The sequence below is a fragment of the Gemmiger sp. genome, assembly GCF_057431175.1.
In genome coordinates this window covers 1-19,380 of record NZ_DBMDDV010000034.1, presented here as the reverse complement: position 1 = coordinate 19,380, position 19,380 = coordinate 1, and the positions used below count along the sequence as shown (strand labels likewise).

Annotated in this window: 15 protein-coding genes and 1 tRNA gene; 5 read left to right on the top strand and 11 right to left on the bottom strand. The window is 59.1% G+C overall.

Annotated elements, in window-relative coordinates:
• Positions 1-17 precede the first annotated feature (17 nt).
• The 8 genes from ACZO0A_RS11095 to miaB all read right to left on the bottom strand — a co-directional run bounded on the left by ACZO0A_RS11095 (position 18) and on the right by miaB (position 10,238).
• Complete coding sequence (locus ACZO0A_RS11095) at positions 18-827, bottom strand: YlmH/Sll1252 family protein (RefSeq protein ID WP_302375532.1); 810 nt, start codon at positions 825-827, stop codon at positions 18-20.
• Positions 811-1,257 (bottom strand): cell division protein SepF, encoded by a 447-nt coding sequence (locus ACZO0A_RS11090; RefSeq protein ID WP_215691911.1) that lies wholly within the window; start codon positions 1,255-1,257, stop codon positions 811-813. Before ACZO0A_RS11090 ends, ACZO0A_RS11095 begins: the two co-directional genes overlap by 17 nt.
• Positions 1,258-1,378: 121 nt before the next feature.
• A complete protein-coding gene (locus ACZO0A_RS11085; protein ID WP_302375530.1) occupies positions 1,379-2,608 on the bottom strand; it encodes a biotin/lipoyl attachment domain-containing protein in 1,230 nt (409 codons plus the stop codon).
• An 18-nt stretch (positions 2,609-2,626) separates the two neighbouring features.
• The gene (gene miaA / locus ACZO0A_RS11080) at positions 2,627-3,559 is read right to left on the bottom strand and encodes a tRNA (adenosine(37)-N6)-dimethylallyltransferase MiaA (RefSeq protein ID WP_302375529.1); all 933 of its coding nucleotides are present in this window, start codon (positions 3,557-3,559) and stop codon (positions 2,627-2,629) included.
• Positions 3,552-5,627: a DNA mismatch repair endonuclease MutL gene (gene mutL, locus ACZO0A_RS11075; protein ID WP_302375527.1), complete on the bottom strand. Its 2,076-nt coding sequence runs from the start codon at positions 5,625-5,627 to the stop codon at positions 3,552-3,554. Before mutL ends, miaA begins: the two co-directional genes overlap by 8 nt.
• Before the next feature lie 15 nt (positions 5,628-5,642).
• Positions 5,643-8,261 (bottom strand): DNA mismatch repair protein MutS, encoded by a 2,619-nt coding sequence (mutS, locus tag ACZO0A_RS11070; protein ID WP_215691907.1) that lies wholly within the window; start codon positions 8,259-8,261, stop codon positions 5,643-5,645.
• A 150-nt stretch (positions 8,262-8,411) separates the two neighbouring features.
• Positions 8,412-8,819: a YlbF/YmcA family competence regulator gene (locus tag ACZO0A_RS11065; RefSeq protein WP_215691906.1), complete on the bottom strand. Its 408-nt coding sequence runs from the start codon at positions 8,817-8,819 to the stop codon at positions 8,412-8,414.
• A gap of 36 nt (positions 8,820-8,855) precedes the next feature.
• Positions 8,856-10,238, bottom strand: a complete 1,383-nt coding sequence (gene miaB, locus ACZO0A_RS11060) for a tRNA (N6-isopentenyl adenosine(37)-C2)-methylthiotransferase MiaB (protein ID WP_486846324.1) — start codon at positions 10,236-10,238, stop codon at positions 8,856-8,858.
• Positions 10,239-10,439: 201 nt separating this feature from the next.
• On the opposite strand from miaB, the gene ACZO0A_RS11055 reads away from it, so the two are divergent.
• From ACZO0A_RS11055 to ACZO0A_RS11045, 3 genes are all read left to right on the top strand, one after another.
• Positions 10,440-10,523, top strand: a tRNA-Leu gene (locus tag ACZO0A_RS11055).
• A 70-nt stretch (positions 10,524-10,593) separates the two neighbouring features.
• A complete protein-coding gene (locus ACZO0A_RS11050) occupies positions 10,594-12,543 on the top strand; it encodes a DUF6311 domain-containing protein (protein ID WP_302375522.1) in 1,950 nt (649 codons plus the stop codon).
• Entirely contained in the window at positions 12,540-13,448 is a 909-nt protein-coding gene (locus ACZO0A_RS11045) for an RluA family pseudouridine synthase (protein WP_302375520.1), read from the top strand. The genes ACZO0A_RS11050 and ACZO0A_RS11045 overlap by 4 nt, the downstream gene beginning before the upstream one ends.
• Positions 13,449-13,529: 81 nt before the next feature.
• On the opposite strand, the gene ACZO0A_RS11040 is transcribed toward ACZO0A_RS11045, so the two are convergent.
• The 3 genes from ACZO0A_RS11040 to ACZO0A_RS11030 all read right to left on the bottom strand — a co-directional run bounded on the left by ACZO0A_RS11040 (position 13,530) and on the right by ACZO0A_RS11030 (position 17,555).
• On the bottom strand, positions 13,530-15,011 hold the full coding sequence (locus ACZO0A_RS11040; protein WP_302370507.1) for a Na+/H+ antiporter NhaC family protein: 1,482 nt from the start codon (positions 15,009-15,011) through the stop codon (positions 13,530-13,532).
• Between the two features lie 30 nt (positions 15,012-15,041).
• On the bottom strand, positions 15,042-16,436 hold the full coding sequence (locus ACZO0A_RS11035; RefSeq protein ID WP_215692140.1) for an alanine/glycine:cation symporter family protein: 1,395 nt from the start codon (positions 16,434-16,436) through the stop codon (positions 15,042-15,044).
• A gap of 288 nt (positions 16,437-16,724) precedes the next feature.
• Positions 16,725-17,555, bottom strand: coding sequence for a helix-turn-helix domain-containing protein (locus tag ACZO0A_RS11030; protein WP_291232398.1), 831 nt, complete (start codon positions 17,553-17,555; stop codon positions 16,725-16,727).
• Positions 17,556-17,769: 214 nt separating this feature from the next.
• Here ACZO0A_RS11030 and ACZO0A_RS11025 point away from each other — a divergent pair, with 214 nt between their 5' ends.
• Both ACZO0A_RS11025 and ACZO0A_RS11020 read left to right on the top strand, forming a co-directional pair.
• Complete coding sequence (locus ACZO0A_RS11025) at positions 17,770-19,158, top strand: MFS transporter (RefSeq protein ID WP_215691895.1); 1,389 nt, start codon at positions 17,770-17,772, stop codon at positions 19,156-19,158.
• Between the two features lie 3 nt (positions 19,159-19,161).
• Positions 19,162-19,380: alpha/beta hydrolase family protein (locus ACZO0A_RS11020; RefSeq protein ID WP_486846323.1), on the top strand; the 219-nt coding region annotated here is incomplete at its 3' end.

Below are 19,380 nucleotides of genomic sequence, written 5' to 3'. Positions count from 1 at the left end.
GCGGGCAGATCATGCGCTCAGTATTGGTAAAAGGATATGAACAGGCGGTCCTTGCGGCTTTTTCCGCCGATGGCCGCCAGCTTGAAGCGCCCCACGCCCCGCACCGTGAAGATATCCTCGGCGTAGGCGGTCTCGTGGGCAGCTTTCAGCGGCAGGTGGTTGATCTCCACACGGCCCGCAGCTATATATTCTGCCGCGCGGGTGCGGGAGGTATGCATCATCACGGCCAGCACAGCATCCGCACGCAGGGACGGCACGGTAGCCTCCTGCAAGGCGCGTTCCCTGCTTCGCAGCAGATGGGCGGGCAGCGCGTCAACGCATTCGGTGTGCACGGTGCAGTGCCCGGCGCTGGTCAGTTCGGCGTTGATGAACGCCTGCTTGTCCGCCAGGACGACGGCGTAAAACGTGTTGCCCCGTTCGGGGTCTGCCAAAAGATCTCCCACACAGGTGCGCTCCAGTCCCAGCCCTAAGATAGAGCCAAGATAATCACGGTGGGTCGGTGCTTTATCTCCGTAGGCGGTAAATTGCAGATAGGCCAGCGGTTCCTCCTGCCAGGCGTCGGGCGGCTCAATGCAGAGCACCTTGCGCTCGGCACCTTCAAACCCACCCCAAAAGCGGATACAGTCACAGCCCGCCTTGTTGCAGGCAGCCTGCGCCAGGCTCTGCTCCCGGTCGGAGAGAAAGCCTGTATACCGCGGGATGCCGCGGCTTTGGGCCACGCGGCACAGTTCCTCCACACGGCGCATCAGGCGGCGTTCATCGTCGCTCTGCGGCGGCACAAAGCCGCGCTTGGCAGGCGTGTCCTGGGTATCAGAAAAATACGCCATTGTTCTCCAGCTCGTCGATCAGATCCCCCATGATATCAACGTTGTACGGCGTGATAATGAAGGTGCTGGTGGCAACGCGCTTGATCTGGCCGTTGTTGGCGTAAGCCACGCCGGACAGGAAATCGATCAGGCGGCGGGAAACTTCCTTGCCGGTGGATTCCAGGTTCAGCACAACGGTACGCTTGGCGTTGAGCTGATCGGCGATAGTGGAGGCATCCTCAAACCGTTCGGGCTTGACCAGCACAACTTGCAGCTGGGTCGTGGCGTTGATGTTCACGACCTTATTACTGTGCTGTTTGACCTCCTGCTGGGTATATTCCTGCGCACCGCCTTGGCCGCCGGGGAAAACATCATCTTCGGTATCATCTACATAAGAATCAGCGTCGGGGTCGATACCGAGCTTGCTTTTCAAACTGTCAAACATGGACATGGTCGTAAAACTCCTTTGAGATAAGTATGCGCTGTTCACGTCAGCGCGCTATTACAGCGATATACATTAAATATTATCTTCTTTTTAGGCTGTCTTGTCAATACAAAAGGCCGTATTTCCGTTATAATAGTTTGCCGTCCTGCAAATTTGTACCCTGCACGATGATCTCATCGTAGAGCCGCACTTCGTTGTCGGTGCCGATCTTGCCGTTTTCCGGGATGAGGATGTAGCTGTCGTTCTCATACAGCGTCGTGATTTTCAAAAATCTTTGCAGGTTGCCGTACTTGACATAGACGCCGCGCTGGCCGTCCACGATGTGCAGGGCCTCCTTGTCGATGCGGATGCCCTCGTAGGTTTTCAGGTCGATCTGCGCGGTCTCCTGACCAAAGCTCAGCACCTCGGCGTTGATGGTCTGGCACTGCAGCACGATTTTGGCGATGCCGTTGTCTTTGTCCGGCGCCACCTCTTCCACCGTGGCAGAAAGCGGGGTGTTCTGCTTGCCGGGCACGCTGATTTTGACGCTGGAAATATTGTCGAACCGCGCGGCGGTATCCAGGTCGCAGACGGCATAAAATTTCCAGGAAAAGCCGGTGGTGATCTGCCCGGCGCGGTCGGTGGCGGCCGCCGGGAAGCCGTCCGCCAGCATCTTTTGCAGAGTGGCCGGGTCAGCGTCGTCCAGTGCCTGGCGATCCGCCGCGATGGCGGGCGACGCCGCTGTGCTGCTGAAGTAGCCGTTCGTCGTGGCCGTGATAGTCTGCAAAGCGTCGAGCTGCGCTTTGATGCTGTCATATTCAACCTGTAAAGCCGCGATGGTATCTGCAAAGCCCGCCGTCTGGCCGGTGCTGACCTGCAGACGGTTCTGCGCCAGCAGGAAGGTATCCTCGGCGTCGGTAATGCCGCTGTACTGAGCCGTGTTGATCTTATCCAGCAGGTTGTACAGCGCCTGTTTTGTCTGGTTCGTCAGCACCGACAGGTCGCTGCCGGTGGAGTTCTGGGACTTTGTCAGCAGCGTGATGGTGCGCTCGAGCCGGTCAAGCCGCTCGCGCTGCAATCCCTGGGAATCATCGGTGTACACTTCGGCCACGATGGTTCCGTTTGTGACGCGCTCACCGTCCTGGACAAGGTAGCCAAGGTCGCCGCTGCCTGCCACATCCACCGAGTCAAACGCCACAACGCCGTCGAGGGTAATGCTCTCGGCCAACGTGTACTTGATGGCAGTCTCTGTTTTGTAGGAGCGGTGAAAAATAACGAAACACTGTACAATAATGTAGACAGAAACCAGTGCCAGTGCCAGCAGCCCGACCACATGAAAAATTCTCTTTGCCGCTGTGCGGTTCGGCTGTTTTTCCACTGCACACTCCCCTTTCTGTCAGTTTTGCAAAAATTCACGCACCAGCGAACAGGCGCGGTCGATGACGTTTTCTTCATCAATATAAAGCCAGACCGCGTCGTTCTGGCGGCGGAACCAGGTCAGCTGCCGCTTGGCGTAGTTGCGGGTGGCCTGCTTGAGTTTTTCGGTGCATTCCTCCAAGGGCGCCGTGCCTTCAAAATACGGAAAGAACTCCTTGTAGCCGATGGCCTGGGCCGCCGTGCGGTAGCTCTCGCGATGGTCATAGACCTGTTTTGCCTCGTCCAACACGCCGTTTTTCACCATTAAGTCCACCCTGCGGCCGATGCGGTCATAGAGCGCCGCGCGGTCGCGGCAGGTCAGGCAAAGGCAGAGCGAACGGTACGGTGGCTCGGCAGCCCGGGCGCTGATGCGCTCCGCACTCATTTTGCGGCCTGTGGCTTCGTACAATTCCAGCGCACGGATGACGCGGGGCAGGTTGTTTGGGTGGACCTGCGCGGCGTAATCGGGATCAATGCTTTGCAGTTGGGCGTACAGCGCTGCGCCGCCCACGGCGTCGGCCCGGGCTTGCAGGCGGGCGCGGATAGCCGGGTCGATTTTTTCCGGGGCAAAGTTCATGCCGTTCAAAAGGCTGGTGATATAAAGTCCTGTGCCCCCCACAACGACGGGCAGCTTGCCGCGTGCCGTGAGTTTCCGAATCAACGGATCGGCGGCGGCGGTGAAATCTGCCACGCTGTACGGCATTTCCGGCCCTAAAAAGTCCAGCAGGTAGTGTGGTATCCCCTGCCGCTCTTCTGCGCTAGGTTTTGCCGTTCCTACGTCAAGATTTTTATAAATCTGCATAGAGTCCGCGTTGATGATCTCACCGTCGAACGCCTTTGCCAGCGCGACGGAAAGCGTGGTCTTGCCGCTGGCCGTGGGGCCGCCGACCGCGACAACGCGGGGTTTAGACAAGTCGGCCAAACTGCTTTTCCAGCTCCTTCCGGGTGATTTTCAGCACGCAGGGCCGCCCATGGGGGCAGAACGGCGGAACCGTGCCATCCATGATGTGCTGGGCCAGCGCCAGCATTTCGGCAGCGTTCGTGTGGTCGCCCGCCTTGATGGCGGCGCGGCAGGCGATGGAATGCAACACCCACTCGGTCTTTTCCCGCAAAGCGTCGCGGCCGCCGTCGATCAGCTTCGCCGCGACTTCCACGATCATATCCTCCACGTCGTCCACCGGCACATCGGCGGGCACAGCGCGGACAACGACGGTGGAACCGCCGAAATCTTCCGCCTCGATGCCCGCGTCGGTCAACAGGTCGATATTCTGCAAAACCGCCTGCTTTTCGGCGGCGGTCAGATTGACCTGCACCGGCACCAGCAGCATCTGGGACGGCACATTGCCGTAATCCTTCGCCAGCTGCTCAAACAGGATGCGCTCGTGGGCGGCGTGCTTGTCGATGAGGCACAGCTCACCGCCGCGCTCGGTAATAATGTAGGTCTTGAACACCTCGCCCACCAGGCGCAGCGGTTCGCTTGCGGGCGGCGGGGTCAGCGTCGTCTGCTCGGGTCGGGTGTTGACCATATCAGGCAGGGCGCTCAGTGCGTGGGGGTCGTTCTGGACGTAATCGTTTTCCGGTTCGGGCTGCGCAGGTGCGGCGGCGCTCTCGTCCGGCTCGTCGGGCAGGATGTCCAGCACAGCGTCGTCGGTGTTCACCGGCGGCATCGGCTGGGGCGTCGGCAGCGTCACCGGCTCCATGGGCGTGACCGGGGTCACAGCGGCGGGCGTCAGCGGCTTCGGCGCGGAGCCTGCATTGTAGGCGGGCTTCGGGGATTGTGCTTCCAATACACCGGGCAGCGGCCTTGCGGGCACCGGGGCCGTCAGGCCGTTCAGTGCGCGGTACTCGACGGAGGAAAGCGTCGTAAAGCCGCCCTTTTTGGGCATCGTCACGGCGGGCTTGGCCGCGGGCTTCGGGGGCTCGGCAGGCTTCATTTCGGTCTGCCCAGCTTTAGGGGCGGTGTAGCCCATCTCAAAGCGGCATTCCCCGCTGCCCGGCGTTGCCAGTGCGGCACGCACTGCGCGGTAAACGGCGTCAAACACATCGCTCTCCCGTGCAAAACGTATCTCTGTCTTGGCCGGGTGGACGTTGACATCCACCATGTCCGGCGGCAGTTCCAACATGAGCACTGCGCCCGGGAACTTGCCCTGCATCATCGTACCCTTGTAGGCATTTTCCAGCGCTGCCATCATCGTGCGGTTTTTGACATAGCGGCCATTCACGAAGAAATGCTGCGCCCCGCGGCTGGCACGGCAGGCACGCGGCGGCGTGACCAGGCCGGTGACGTGGTACAGCTCGCTGCCGCCGTCCACCGGCAGCAGGTCGCGGGCAAACTCGCGGCCTAAGACCGCGTAGACAGCACTGCGCAGGTCGCCGTCGCCGGGGGTGACATACTGCTGCTTGCCGTCGCGCAGAAAGCGGAAGCTGATCTCCGGGTGGGACAGCGCTGCGTGCAGCACCGTCTCGGCCACGAAGGTGCTTTCGCTGGCGTCCTTTTTCAAGAACTTCATACGGGCGGGGGTGTTGTAAAACAGGTCGTTGACCGTGATGGTCGTGCCCACCGGGCGAGCACCCGGCTCCATACCCTGGGGCTCGCCGCCCTCGATGCGGTAGCAGCAGGCATACTCGTCGGCTTCGGTCTTGGTCAGCACCTCGACCTTGGCAACGCTGGCAATCGACGCCAGCGCCTCGCCGCGGAAGCCCAAGGTGTGGATGTGCCCGAGGTCGTCCGCCGTAGCAATCTTGCTGGTAGCATGGCGGATAAACGCCTTATCGATATATTCTGCCTCGATGCCCGAGCCATTGTCCACGATTTGCAGCTGCTGGATGCCGCCGCGCGTTGCAGACAGCGTGATCTGCGTTGCACCCGCGTCGATAGCATTTTCCAAAAGTTCCTTTGCCACGGAGGCCGGCCGCTCTACGACCTCGCCTGCCGCAATCAATTCAGCGGTATGCTTGTCCAGCACACGAATTTCCGCCATGGGTCTCACCTGCCTTTAGTCTTTGTCCAGGGTATTTTTCAGTTCATACAAAAAGTTCAGCGCTTCCAGCGGGGTCAGCGTCTCGATATCGACGGTGTGCAGCTTTTCCACCACCTCGCTGGGGACGCTGGGGTTGTTGTAGGCTTCGACGGTGTCAAAGTCCAGCTGCATCGTACTGTTGCGGCCTGGGGCGTTGGCCTCAAGCTGGCGCAGCACTGCGTGGGCGCGTTTGGTCACGCTGCCTGGCAGGCCCGCGAGTTTGGCGACCTCGATGCCGTAGCTGTCATCCGCCGGGCCTGCAACGATGCGGCGCAAAAACGTGATATCCTCACCGCGCTTTTTGACGGCGATGTTGTAGTTTTTGACGCCGTGGATATCCTGTTCCATACTGGTCAGCTCGTGGTAATGGGTGGCGAACAGCGTCTTGCAGCCGATGTTCTCACAGATAAATTCTACCACGCTGCGGGCAATACTCATGCCGTCAAACGTCGAAGTGCCCCGGCCGATCTCATCGAGAATGACCAGGCTGTCCTTCGTCGCATTTTTGAGGATCTCCGCGACCTCGGTCATTTCGACCATGAAGGTCGACTGCCCGGCAGCCAAATCGTCCGACGCGCCGACGCGGGTAAAAATCGCATCCACTACGCCGATGTGGGCGCTGGCAGCGGGTACAAAGCTGCCGATTTGCGCCATCAGGGCAATCAGCGCATTCTGGCGCATATAAGTAGATTTACCGGCCATGTTCGGGCCGGTGATGAGCAGCATTCGGTTCTCGTCCTCATCCAAGAGCGTGTCGTTCGGCACGAACAGGCTGCCTTTGAGCATCTGCTCAATGACCGGGTGGCGGCCCTCTTTAATCTCCATGATGCCGCTCTCATCGACGGTGGGCATGACGTAGTTGTTTTGGAGTGCGGCCTCGGCAAAGCCTGCCAGCACATCCAGCTGCGCCACGGCGGACGCCGTGCGCTGGATGCGGACGATCTCGGCAGAAATCGACGAGAGCAAGTCAGCGAACAGCTGATGTTCGAGGACGAGCAGCCGCTCATTCGCGCCGAGGATCTTATTTTCCAGCTCTTTCAGTTCGGGCGTGATGTAGCGTTCACCCGTCGTCAGCGTCTGCTTGCGGGTAAAAGTATCAGGTACGGAGTCCGTGTAAGAGCGGCTGACCTCGATGTAATAGCCAAACACCTTGTTGAAGCCGATTTTCAGCTTCGGGATGCCGGTTTCCTCGCGGTAGCGGGCTTCAAGGTTTGAGAGATACCCCTTGCCGCCGTGCATGATGTCCCGCAGCTCGTCGACCTCGCTGTTGTAGCCCGCGCGGATGGCACCGCCGTCCTTCATGTTGGCGGGTGGGTCGTCCACAAGGGCAGTCTGGATATTCTGCAAAACATCTTCCAGCAGGTCAATTTGTTCGGACAGATCGGTCAGCAGCGGTGCGCCGCAGGCGGCGGCCTGGGTCTTGACCTGGGGCAGCATAGCGCAGGTATCCCCCAGTGCCTTGACCTCGCGCGGGGTGGCCGAGCCGTACAAAATGCGGGTAGTCAGGCGTTCGATGTCAAACACATGACCGAGAGCTTCTTTCAAATCAGCGCGGGCGATGCTGGCGGAATAGAGTGCCTGCACGGCGGTAAGCCGTGCGTTGATGGCGTCGGCATCCACCAGCGGCTGCTCGATCCAGGAGCGCAGAAGGCGCTTGCCCATCGAAGTCTCGGTCTTGTCCAGCACCCACAGCAGCGTGCCGCGCTTTTCGCGGCCGCGCATCGTCTCGGTCAGTTCCAAATTGGCGCGGGTCACAGGCGACAGGCGCATATACTGTGCGTCGGCATAGTTCTGCACGGTCTTAATGCGCTCGACGCCGTGCTTCTGCGTCTCGTGCAGATAGTTGAGCAGGGCAGCCACGGCGTAAGGCACGAGGGCGTCTTTCTCATAGCCCAGCGTCTCCCGCCAGTTCGCGCCGAACTGATCCGCCATCGTGGATTCCATGACGGTGTCCTTGAAGCAGGCATCTTCCCGCAGTTCAACAAGGGCGTTCGTGTGCTGCTTGATGTAGGTCGTCACGTCTTTGAAGTCGAGCATCGGCGGGCAAATCAGAATTTCGCTGGGCATGTAGCGGCACAGCTCGGTGATGATGGCCCCGCCGATTTTTTCAGCGTTCAGCTCGGTAGCGTAGGCTTCGCCGGTGGAGATATCGGCAAAACAGACGCCTGCACGCCAGCGGCCCCGGGTGCGCTTGCAGAAAATGCTCGCCAGATAGTTGTTTTTGTCCTCGCGGAGCATACTGCTCTCGATGACGGTGCCGGGGGTGACAACGCGGATGATATCACGCTTGACAAGGCCCTTGGCCAGGGCCGGGTCCTCGATCTGCTCACAGATGGCGACCTTGTAGCCTTTGGCCACCAGGCGTGCCATGTAGGTTTCGTAGGAGTGGAACGGCACGCCGCACATGGGGGCGCGTTCTTCCCTGCCGCAGTTTTTGCCGGTCAGCGTCAGTTCCAGTTCGCGGGAGGCCGTCAGTGCGTCGTCGTAGAACATCTCGTAAAAATCACCGACGCGGTAGAACAATATCTCGTTGGGATGCTGTTTTTTGATTTCAAAATACTGCTGCATCATGGGCGATACTGCTTGTTCGGCCATGTTTCACACTCCTGTTTTGTCTGGTTAATACGTTGCTTTGTAGGGGCGGGCATTGCCCGCCCGCGGGCCGTTTGCCCGGGCTATGAGCGGCAACGGGAAGTGACGGGCGAGCAATGCTCGCCCCTACAGTTTCCTACCGTGCCTCAAGCTTTAGTGGCACCCGCCGCAGGTGGAGCAGCTGCCGGTGCAGCCGCCGGTGGGGGCCTGCACGGTCATGGGATCGCCGCCGTTCATAGCGGTGTTAATGATGGCGTCGATGTGGCTGACCAGGGCCTCGCACTCGGCCTTGGCGGCGTTGTAGCGCACCATGCCTTCACTGGCCATGATCTGGCTGTACAGGTCGTTGACACGCTGGTTCAGCTCGGCCACACGGGCAGCGTCGGTTTCGGGCTTGGCGCTCTCGTTGTTCAGGTCCAGGCGGGCGAGGTTGAACTCGCCGATCATGTTCTGCAGCTCCTCGTCCGCGTCATTCTCGCGGCGGGCGGCGTCCAGTTCCAGGTAGCGGACGTCAGTCTGCAAAGCAGCTGCGGCTTTCTTAAAAAGATCAATGCAATCCATGGTAAAATCTCCTTGTATATATAATGTAGATTGGGTTTATTCGGCAAGTTCGCCCACCAGCAGCGCGGCGCGGGAGCCGGTGACGTGGACGTCGGCCCACTGGCCGATGAGGGTTTCGGGGGCTTTGAACTCGACCACCAGGTTGTTGTCCAAGCGGCCATTGACGGTGCCCTCGCTGCGGCCGGCGGCCTCCACCAGCACGCGGACGGTCTGGCCGGTCATGGCGGCGGTGGCCGCAAAGGCGAACTCTTCCTGCGTTTTCAGCAGGCGGTCCATGCGGGCGGCTTTTTCGGCGTGGGTCGTGGGGTCAGGCAGTTTGGCGGCGGGCGTACCCATGCGCTTGGAATAGATAAAGGTGAACAGCTGCATATACCCCACCTTGCGGATAAGGTCGAGCGTCGCGGCAAAATCTTCTTCCGTCTCGCCGGGGAAGCCGACAATAATGTCGCTGGAGAAGGTCACGCCGGGGATCTTTTCTTTCGCATAATTGATGAGGTCCATGTACTGCGCGACGTTGTAGTGGCGGTTCATCTCCTTCAAGAGGCGGTCAGACCCGGACTGCACCGGCAGATGGATGTGCTTGCACAGATGCTCCTGCGCAGCAATCGTATCAATGAGCTTGCGGCTGGCATCTTTCGGATGGCTCGTCATGAAGCGAATCTGATAGTCGCCGGGCATCTCGCACAAAAGATTCAACAGATCGGCAAAGTCGATGGGGTTTTCCAGCCCCTTGCCATAGCTGTTGACGTTCTGGCCCAAGAGGGTGATTTCCTTGTAGCCTTGGGCCACCAGCTGCTTGAACTCTGCCAAAATGGCGGCAGGTTCACGGCTGCGCTCCCGCCCGCGGACATAAGGCACGATGCAGTAGGTGCAAAAGTTATCGCAACCGTACATGATGGGCAGCCAGGCGCGGAAACCGGAGTCCCGCCGGATGGGAAGTTCCTCGACCACGGCGTTGCGTTCCTCGGGCTTTTCCAGGTAGCGCTTGCCTTTGCGGATGCGCTCCGCCAGCATGGCGGGTAAGCGGTCGATGCCGTCAACGCCGAACACGAGATCCACATAGGGGTAGCTCTGGCGCAGCTTTTCAACGATATGCTCCTGTTGGGCCATGCAGCCGCAGATGCCGATCATCAGGCGGGGGTTCTGCTCTTTGAGCTTTTTCAGCGCACCGACATTGCCGAACACCCGCTGCTCGGCGTGCTCACGCACGGCACAGGTGTTGAACAGGATGAGGTCGGCGTGCTCGACATTGTCACACAGGCCGTAGCCGACATCCTGCAAAACGCCCTTGATTTTCTCTCCGTCGTTGACGTTCTGCTGGCAGCCGTAGCTGCGCACATACGCCAGCGGTGGGGTCTCGTAGTAGGCCGCCAGCACCTTGGCCGCAGCGTCATTGTGGGTATAGGTCAGTTTTTCCAAGTGAATTCTCCTTATTATAAAACGCCCGGGTCTTGCCAAATGGGCGCACCTATCCAAACATACCATATTAGTATAGCAAATCTCGGGCAAAAGCACAAGCGGCTGATGTTGATTTTTTTGTGCAAATTGGGTTTTGGGATGGAAAAAACGCGCCGGGAAGATTGACATTTCCGCCATCATGCGCTACAATAAATATGTTATGCCGCTGTGGCGGAACTGGCAGACGCAAGGGACTTAAAATCCCTCGGTAGCGATACCGTACCGGTTCGATCCCGGTCAGCGGCATTTCCTCGTAAAGTCTAACCTTCCGTCCGGTCGGTTAGACTTTTGTTTTTTAGTGCGAGGAATGGGCTATATGCTGAACCATAAATTATCCCGCAAAGCGCAGCTGTTTCTGCTGGGTGCCCTGCTGGGGGTGGCCATCTTTTTACTGGTGTATGGCACCGCGCCGCTGAACGTCGCCAATGACGCATTCTGCCGCGGCGGCTATATCGAAAAGGACATCCAGCAGCACTACGCGGGCTGGCTGTTTTATAAGCGCAGCGCCATCGGCTGGCCCCTGGGTGTGACGGATGCCGTCAACTACCCTGGCGGGGTCAGCGTAGCCTACACCGACTCCATCCCCCTGCTGGCGGCTTTATGCCGCCCGCTGGCGGCGGCGCTTGGTGGCACGTTCCAGTATTTTGGCTGGTTCACGCTGGTGTGCTTTGCCTTGCAGGGCGGTTTTGGGGCGCTGCTGTGTTCGCTGTTTGCGGGCGGGTTGTTTTCCCCACTGGCGGGGTCGCTCGTCTTTGCCGCCAGCCCTGTTTTGATCGAACGCGCGTTCCGGCACACCTCACTGGGGGCGCAATGGCTTGTGCTGGCAGCGCTCTACTGCTATTTTGTCTGTAAGCGGCCGGGGCTGTATGCGTCGCGGGGGCTGTTTTTGCTCAATGTTTTAGCCGTGGGCATCCACCCCTATTTTCTGCCCATGACCTACGCCGTCACGCTGGCGCTTCTGTTGGAATACGCCGTGCAAAAGCGGCAATGGCTGCGACCCGCTGTGTATCTGGGCAGCAATATGGTCTGCACGGCAGCGCTGGGCTGGGCACTGGGGCTTTTGTACGGCACGGCCACCAGCGGCGGGCAGGCGCTGTACGGCTATTTTGCCATGAATTTAAACGCGCTGTGGAACCCGGTGGGCGTAAACGGCGTTTTGTACAGCCGTCTGCTGCCCGCGCAAAACCAGGTGGGCGGCAACTATGACGCTTTTGCCTACCTGGGGCTGGGCGTGCTGGCGGCGCTGCCGGTGGCGCTGGTGCTGGCGCGGCGGCGGTTGGCCGGGTATCTGCGCCGCCACTGGGCGCTCTGCCTTTGCTGTGTGGTGCTGACTGCGTTTGCCGTGAGCAACGTCATCACGGCAAACGGCGTTACGCTGGCCACGCTGCCGTTACCAGCTTCCTTTATCAAACTGTTTTCGGTGTTCCGCTCCGGAGGGCGGCTGTTCTGGCCGGTGTATTACCTGCTGGTTTTGGCGGCGTTCACCGGGCTGGCACGGCTGCCCCAGGCAGCAGTCTGGGTGGCCATGTTTGCAATGGTGCAGCTGTGGGATGTAAGCCCCGCGCTCATCCAGCGGCACGATGCCATGCGGGACGCGCAAACGGCGGACGCTTTTCCTACCGAGATGCAAAGCAGCTTCTGGCAGACAGCCTCCGGGCGGTACGCACACCTTGAATCCGTGGAAGGGATGCAGGCCGACAGCCTGCACCTGGCGCTGTGGGCCGCCGACAACGACATGACCACGAACGACCCCTTCGCCGCCCGCTATGATGAAACCGCCCTTGCCGCCGAGCGGCAGACCGCGCTGGATGCGCTGGCGAACGGCGATTTGCAGAATGATACTCTCTATTTATTTGCGACCGAAGGCGCATTTTTGCAAGCCGTTGAGCCGGTAAAAGATGCCGCCTGGTGCGGCCGGGTGACAAGTACCGACGGCACGGCCAGCTGGTACGTTATCGCGCCGGGGCTGCAAGGCAAGACTTTTGATGCGCTCTGCACGCCCTACGATGAAAACTATCCCCTGCGGCTGGCGGATTACACCGACGCTTTGTGGAACCGCGGTGTGCTGGATTCCACCAAAAAGACAGTCTGCTTTATGGACTCTCCCTTTGCCCGCGCAAAGCTGGACGGTGCTGCATACCTGTGTGCCGGGGGCCGCGAATACCCGATACTGGAAGTGGACAACCATGACGCCGGTTGGCTGATGGTTACGCTGGAAATTGACGATGCCACGATTTTGTGGAATGAGGAGCTGACAACAAAATGAAAGAACTGCACGTGAAAAGCCTGCTGCCGGTGCGGCTGGATAAATACCTGATGGATCAGTTCCCCGCCTTAGGCATGGGGCGGCTGAACAAGGCCCTGCGCGAAAATAAGATCAAGCTGAACGGCAAAAGGCAGCCGCTTTCGACCCGGGTACAGAACGGCGACACAATCAAACTATTTTTGACCGATGAGCAGCTGGAAAACCGCCCCACCCCCGCCGCCGTATTTGTGTATGAGGACGACGATATTATCATTGCCAGCAAACCCGCAGGCATTGCGGTGGATGGGCCGGACACCGACACGCTGATTCGCCGCGTGCAGGCAAAGCTGGCCTCCGAGGGCAAGGCCACCCACGCGGTGCTCTGCCACCGACTGGACACCGGCACCAGCGGCCTGGTGCTGCTGGCAAAAAACAACGCCGCCGAGGCATTTTTGACCGCTGCCATCAAGGCACGGGACATTGAAAAGCGGTATCTCTGCGTGACGTTCGGTCGCCCGAACCCGCCCGCCGCCCTGCTGCGGGATTACCTTTTGAAGGACGCCGAGCGCGGCATTGTGCGCATTACCGACACGACCGCAGGCGGCGCGAAGGAAGTCATCACCGGGTATGAGACGCTGGCCGTCAGCGGACGGCTGGCCCTGTTGGAGGTCGAGCTTGTGACTGGGCGCACCCACCAGATCCGGGCGCACCTCGCACACATCGGCTGCCCGATCTTAGGCGATTCCAAGTACGGCAGCAACACCGCCAACCGGGAGCTGCGGTTCAAGTATCAAGCCCTCTGCGCGTGGGAGCTGCGCTTCCCTGCACAGATTTCCGACCCGCGTTTTGCCCACCTGGCCGGGCGGGTGTTCCACGCCGAGAAGCCGTGGTATTACCAGCAGGTCGTTGATGGAACGTTGAAATAAGACGGCCCGGGCGGATATGGAATCCGCCCGGGCACGCAGAATAAAAAAGCAGTGCCTTCAATTTTGAAAGCACTGCTTTTTTCATTCAGCTAAACTGCGCTTGCGCAGCCAGAGAAGCATCACAGTCAGGATGACGAGGGACGCGGCCAAGGTGAGCAGCCAGTTCTCGGTAAAGCCCGCAATCAGGTAGCCGGGCACGCAGGCAGCCACCACGACCATGGCGTACTGCATCTGGGTCTGCACGTGGTTGATGTGGTTGGACTGTGCGCCGGAACTGGACATGATGGTGGTGTCGGAGATTGGCGAGATATGGTCGCCGCAGACAGCGCCCGCCAGCACGGCGGCTACGGCCACGATCATCATGTTGGGGTCTGTCTCGCTGAACATATTGACAACGATGGGCACCAGAATGGCAAACGTGCCCCAGCTGGTGCCGGAGGAAAACGCAATGAAGATGGCAATGCAGAAAATCAACAGCGGCACAAACCGCATCAGCCCGGCGTTCAGGCTGACGGCCTGGCGCACAAAATCGCCGATGCCCAGCGCGTCAGTCATGCCTTTCAGCGTCCAAGCCAGCACCAGAATCAGGATAGCGGGCATCATCAGCTTGCCGCCCTCGGGCACAGAGTTCATGAAATCTTTGAACCCGATGACCCGGCGCGGCAGATAGAGCACCAGCAGGAACCCCACCGTGATAAGCCCCGCAAAGACCAGCGACTCCGACGAGGAGCAGTTGGCGAAATCCTCCACAAGGTTCGTGCCGCCGTTCAGGTAGCCAGTCCAGATCATAGCCCCGATGGCCGTTGCAATCATCACGATCATCGGCGCAATCAGGTCAATGACCTTGCCCTTGGCGTATTTGCCGCCCTCTGTGGGGTCGTGTGTCTCCTGGTTTTGGAATGCCTCCCCGCCCGAGGTGAAGAGGTCGCCATTGGCGGCGTTGCGCTCATGCTTTTTCATCAGGCCGAAGTCAAACCCGACCAGCGAGATGAAGAACACCATGTAGAGCGTCAGCAGCGCATAGAGGTTGAACGGTATCGTGCGCACGAACATTTCAAACCCGGACATGGCGCTGCCCGCCGGGACGTAGGAGTTGACTGCTGCCGCCCAGGAGGAAATCGGCGCAATGATGCAGACCGGTGCAGCGGTAGCATCGATGAGGTAGGCCAGCTTTGCGCGAGAAACTTTGTATTTGTCCGTGACCGGGCGCATGACCGAGCCGACGGTCAGACAGTTAAAGTAGTCGTCCACGAAGATCAGCGCCCCCAGCAGCGACGTTGCCACCAAGGTAGCCCGCTTGCTCTTGAGTTTCTTTGCCGCCCACTCGCCGTAGGCGCGCGTACCGCCGGATTCCTGCATCAGCATGACGACCATGCCCAGCAGGATCATGAACATCAGAATCGAGAAGTCAACGCTGTTGATCATCGTGTTGAACAGCGTGTCAAATGCCAGCCAAGGGTGGAACTCCGCCACCAGCAGCGCCCCCAGCGCACAGCCCGCAAACAGCGAGAGGTAAACTTCTTTCGTCAGCAGCGCCAGCAGGATGGCGATGATAGGCGGCATCAGAGACCACCAGGTTCCAATAAACATTTTTTACACCTTTTCTTTCGCAAAATAGTCCTTGGTCAGTTCGACCACCGTGCCGGACAGCAGGAGCAGCGCAATGAGGTTCGGGATGCTCATAAGGCCGTTGAAGGTATCGGCAATGCTCCACAGCAGCCCCAGATCGACCGTTGCACCCAGGATGGACACGAAGGAGTACACCACAAAGAAGGGGCGCACAACCTTGTCGCTGCGGCACAAAAACGCGATGAAGCGCGAGCCGTACAGGCCCCAGCCAATGATGGTGGAGAACGCAAAGCAGCACAGCGCCACCGCCGTGAAGATGGACGCCCAGCCGCCGTAGGTGGTGGTGAAGCCGGAGATCGTCAACTCGGCACCGGCCGCCGCGCCGTAGTTGACAGGGACACCGCTGCACAGGATGACCATGGCCGTCAGCGTGCAGATGACGATGGTGTCGGCAAAAACCTCAAAGATGCCGAACACACCCTGCTTGACCGGCTTTTTCGTGTCGGCACAGGCATGGGCAATGGAGCCGGTGCCAAGGCCCGCCTCATTGGAGAAGATACCGCGGGAGACACCCTTCTGCATACTGACGAAGAGACTTCCGATGACGCCGCCGGTGAAGGCCGCCGGGTTGAAGGCCCCCGCGAAGATGGCCTCGATGACCGCCGGAAAGCGCTGGATGTTCAGGATGACAACGCCCACTGACAGCACGATGTAGAACAGCGCCATGAACGGCACAAGGCGTTCGCTGACGCTGCCAATGCGCTTGATGCCTCCCAGCAGCACCATGGCCACCAGCATAGCAACGATGATGCCAACGACGAGATTCAAGGTGGACAGCGCACTGCCGCTCACAACGTTGAACTCCGTCAGGGCCGTGTCAATGGCGGCCACAATGGTGTTGACCTGCGTCGCGTTGCCGGTGCCGAACACCGTCAGCACACCGAACAGCGAGTAGAGCACCGCCAAAAACTGCCAATGCCTGCCCAGGCCGTTTTTGATATAGTACATCGGGCCGCCGACCCACTCCCCGGCGGCGCTGCGCTCCCGGTAGTGGACTGCCAGCGTGACCTCGGCAAATTTAGTACACATGCCCAGGACCGCCGAACACCACATCCAAAACACCGCGCCCGGGCCGCCAATGGCGATAGCGCCCGCAACACCCGCAATGTTGCCGGTACCCACCGTGCCCGCCAACGCCGTGCACACCGCTTGAAACGGCGTCATCGTACCGTCGGAGGCATCTTTTTTTCGGAACATACGCCCGATTGTCGTTTTGATGGCATATGGAAACTTTCGTATCTGCAAAAAGTGCGTGCGCACGCTGAGCAGAAGCCCCACGCCGATGATGCACACCATAGCCGGTATGCCCCACACAAAGTTGTTGACCGCCGTATTGACAGCCGCAATCGTTTCAAGAATCATTGCATCCCTCTGCTTTTGATTTTTCGCAAAAAAAGAAAGGCCTGCAACGCCGACATTTTTTGTCGGCTTACAAGCCTTTTTGTCCGACTGTGACAAGTTTGACTTATATCACTGCAAGATTAGTATACCACTATGCCATGTTGTTTGCAATCCCCTTGTGCGTCTTCTGCCTCACCCACCGCAAGTAAAAGAAAAAAAATAGGATAAGCAAGCCGCCCGGGAGGATCTGCGGATCTTCCCGGGCGGCTTTTTTCACAGGCGCAGACGGCGCTGCTTTTGCCGGATTCATCCCCGGGCGTCCTGCCGGGTGGTGTGGAAGTACTCCTTGGGGGTCATGCCGTACTCCTTTTTAAAGGCGCGGAAAAAGTGGTTGTAACCGCCAAAGCCGCTGGTCTTGTACACCTCGGTGATGGGCAGCCCCTGCTCGATGAGGGTGCAGCAGCGGTCTAACCGCGCCTTTACGATATAGCGGTGCACCGTCTGCCCGGTCTGGCGTTTGAATTCCCGGGCAATATGTTCCCGGGAGACGAAAAACTCCTTTTCCAGCCGCTCCAGCGTCAGTTCCTCGGTAAGGTGCGCCTGAATAAACAAAAACACCTCGTCCAGCATCAGGTGGTAGCGGCTGACCGATGCGGTGTGGAACTCCGCATGGATGCAGGCACGCAGCGCCAGCACCACAAACATTTGCAAAATACCGTGCTCGAACACCGCTGCACCGAACTGGGTGCGCTCCTGCGGGAGCATCAGCAGCTTCCGGGCAAGGTTTTTCAGCAGCATATAGATCTGGCTGTCCGGGCGCACAGCCACCTGCCGGAAGGGCACCACGTTGAAGCTTTTTTCAAGGTCGGTATCTGCGTCCGAAAGCTGCGCCAGCGTCTGGGGGGACAGCTGCACCCGAATAAGTTCCAGCGGGCCGTAAGCACCGGCGTATTCCAGTCTGCCGCCCTGACCGGGCTTGAAGATGATGAGATTCTGCTGCTGTGCGGGCAGCACCACCTCGCTGCACCGGAACACACCGCTGCCCCGCATGACCAGAAACAAATCATAATACGCGCCGGAATAAAATTCCCGGACGGCGCTCTGCTCAAAAAGGTAACGCTTGACTGTATAATTCACCAAAAAGTTCTCCATAAAACTGTCATATGTAACAAATTGTTGTACACAACAGAAAAGTACAACTGTTATAATTGCATAATACATCAATTTGCGATAGTTTTCAATCATTTTTTGGATATGCATTGATGAAAAATTAACGTATAATGTAAATGTAGAAAAGAGACTTGTGCGAAAAGTCTCGTGGTTTCACTGTTTTTAAGGAGGATAAAACACAATGGACCAGAAAAAGACCATCCGCCCCTTCTCCATGAAGGACAAGATCGGCTATACGCTGGGTGATCTGGGCTGCTGCTTCACCGAGCAGTACCGCGCCATGTATCTGTCGATCTTCTACACCCTGATCCTGCAGGTCAACCCCTTCCACGTGGGTATCCTGCTGCTGATCACCAAGATCTGGGACGCCGTGAATGACCCCATCATCGGTGCCATCGTGGACTCCCGTAAGGCCACCAAGGGCGGCAAGTTCATCCCGTGGATCCGCGCCTTCTCCTTCCCCATGGCAGTGCTGTGCATACTTGGCTTTGTCAATGTAGGCAATATCAACTACGGCCTGCGTCTGGCCTACATGTTCGTCACCTACGTTCTGTACGAGGCGCTGTACACCTGCGTCAACGTGCCCTTCGGCACCCTGTCCAGCGTGATGACCGATGATGTCAGCCAGCGCACCGCACTGTCCCGCTACCGCAGCCTTGGCGGCACCATCTTCATGACCGTCATGGTCATGATCGGCCCCCTGTTCCTGTATGTGGACAACAAGCCCGTGGCCGGCCGCTTCCTGATGCTGGCCTGCATCTGCGCTCTGCTGGGTCTGCTGTGCCTGCAGATCACCTGCGTGTGGTGCAAGGAGCGCGTGGAAGTGCCCGAGCGTCCGCAGGGCGAAAAGCTGAACTACCTGCATGTGCTCAAGGAGATCTCTCACAATAAGGCTCTGCTGGGCGTTATGTTCTTCAGCCTGACCGGCATGATCGGTGCTTCCGTGGTCAACGGTCTGAACACCTACCTGTATAAGGACTTCTTCGGCAACGTTAAAATTCAGGCTGTCTCCGGTATGCTGAGCGTGCTGTACGCTGTGCTGTCCTTTGCCATCACCCAGCCTCTGGCCAACAAGTTCGGCAAGAAGGAGTGGTGCTGCATGGGCGCAGGCTTTGCCGCCATCGTGTTCGGCATCCTGTTCTTCTTCCCCGTCCACAACCCTGTGGCCTTCATCGTCATCAACGGTATCTGCTATCTGGGCGCTTCCGGCATGCAGGTGCTGATCTGGGCTATGGTCAACGACGCCATCGACTACCATGAGCTGCAGACCGGCGAACGCAACGAGGGCATCGTTTACTCCACCTACTCCTTCTTCCGCAAGCTTGCAAGCGCTATTTCCGGCAGCCTGTCCAGCTTTGTGCTGGGTGCCATCGGCTACAACGTTACCGCAGGCGCTGTGCAGACCGCAGGCGTTGTGAACGCCATCTGGAAGAGCTACACCGGCGTCTACTTCCTGGGCTACGGCATTGCAGTTGCCATCCTGTTCTTCGTCTACCCCCTGACCAAGCAGAAGACTGCTGAGATGCTGACCGAGCTGAAGGCTCGCCGCGCCGCAAAGGAGAGCAAGTAAACCATGAAGATCTTACAGGTTCAGTTTAAAAACCGCAATGGCCACACCCTGCGCGGCATCGTGACCCTGCCCGACACCGAGGGCAAGGTACCCTTTGTGGTGCATCTGCACGGCTTTGCCGGCAGCTGCAGCGGCTACAAGTCCATGTACACCCATCTGTCCCGCGCTCTGGCAGCGCAGGGCATCGGCAGCGCCCGGTTCGATTTCTACGGCAACGGCGAG

Coding starts and splice junctions, on each gene's coding strand:
- ACZO0A_RS11025 (WP_215691895.1), top strand. CDS start 17,770: ATGGACCAGAAAAAGACCATCCGCCCCTTCTCCATGAAGGACAAGATC.
- ACZO0A_RS11045 (WP_302375520.1), top strand. CDS start 12,540: ATGAAAGAACTGCACGTGAAAAGCCTGCTGCCGGTGCGGCTGGATAAA.
- ACZO0A_RS11040 (WP_302370507.1), bottom strand. CDS start 15,011: ATGCCGCCTATCATCGCCATCCTGCTGGCGCTGCTGACGAAAGAAGTT.
- ACZO0A_RS11090 (WP_215691911.1), bottom strand. CDS start 1,257: ATGTCCATGTTTGACAGTTTGAAAAGCAAGCTCGGTATCGACCCCGAC.
- ACZO0A_RS11050 (WP_302375522.1), top strand. CDS start 10,594: ATGCTGAACCATAAATTATCCCGCAAAGCGCAGCTGTTTCTGCTGGGT.
- mutL (WP_302375527.1), bottom strand. CDS start 5,627: ATGGCGGAAATTCGTGTGCTGGACAAGCATACCGCTGAATTGATTGCG.
- ACZO0A_RS11065 (WP_215691906.1), bottom strand. CDS start 8,819: ATGGATTGCATTGATCTTTTTAAGAAAGCCGCAGCTGCTTTGCAGACT.
- mutS (WP_215691907.1), bottom strand. CDS start 8,261: ATGGCCGAACAAGCAGTATCGCCCATGATGCAGCAGTATTTTGAAATC.
- ACZO0A_RS11095 (WP_302375532.1), bottom strand. CDS start 827: ATGGCGTATTTTTCTGATACCCAGGACACGCCTGCCAAGCGCGGCTTT.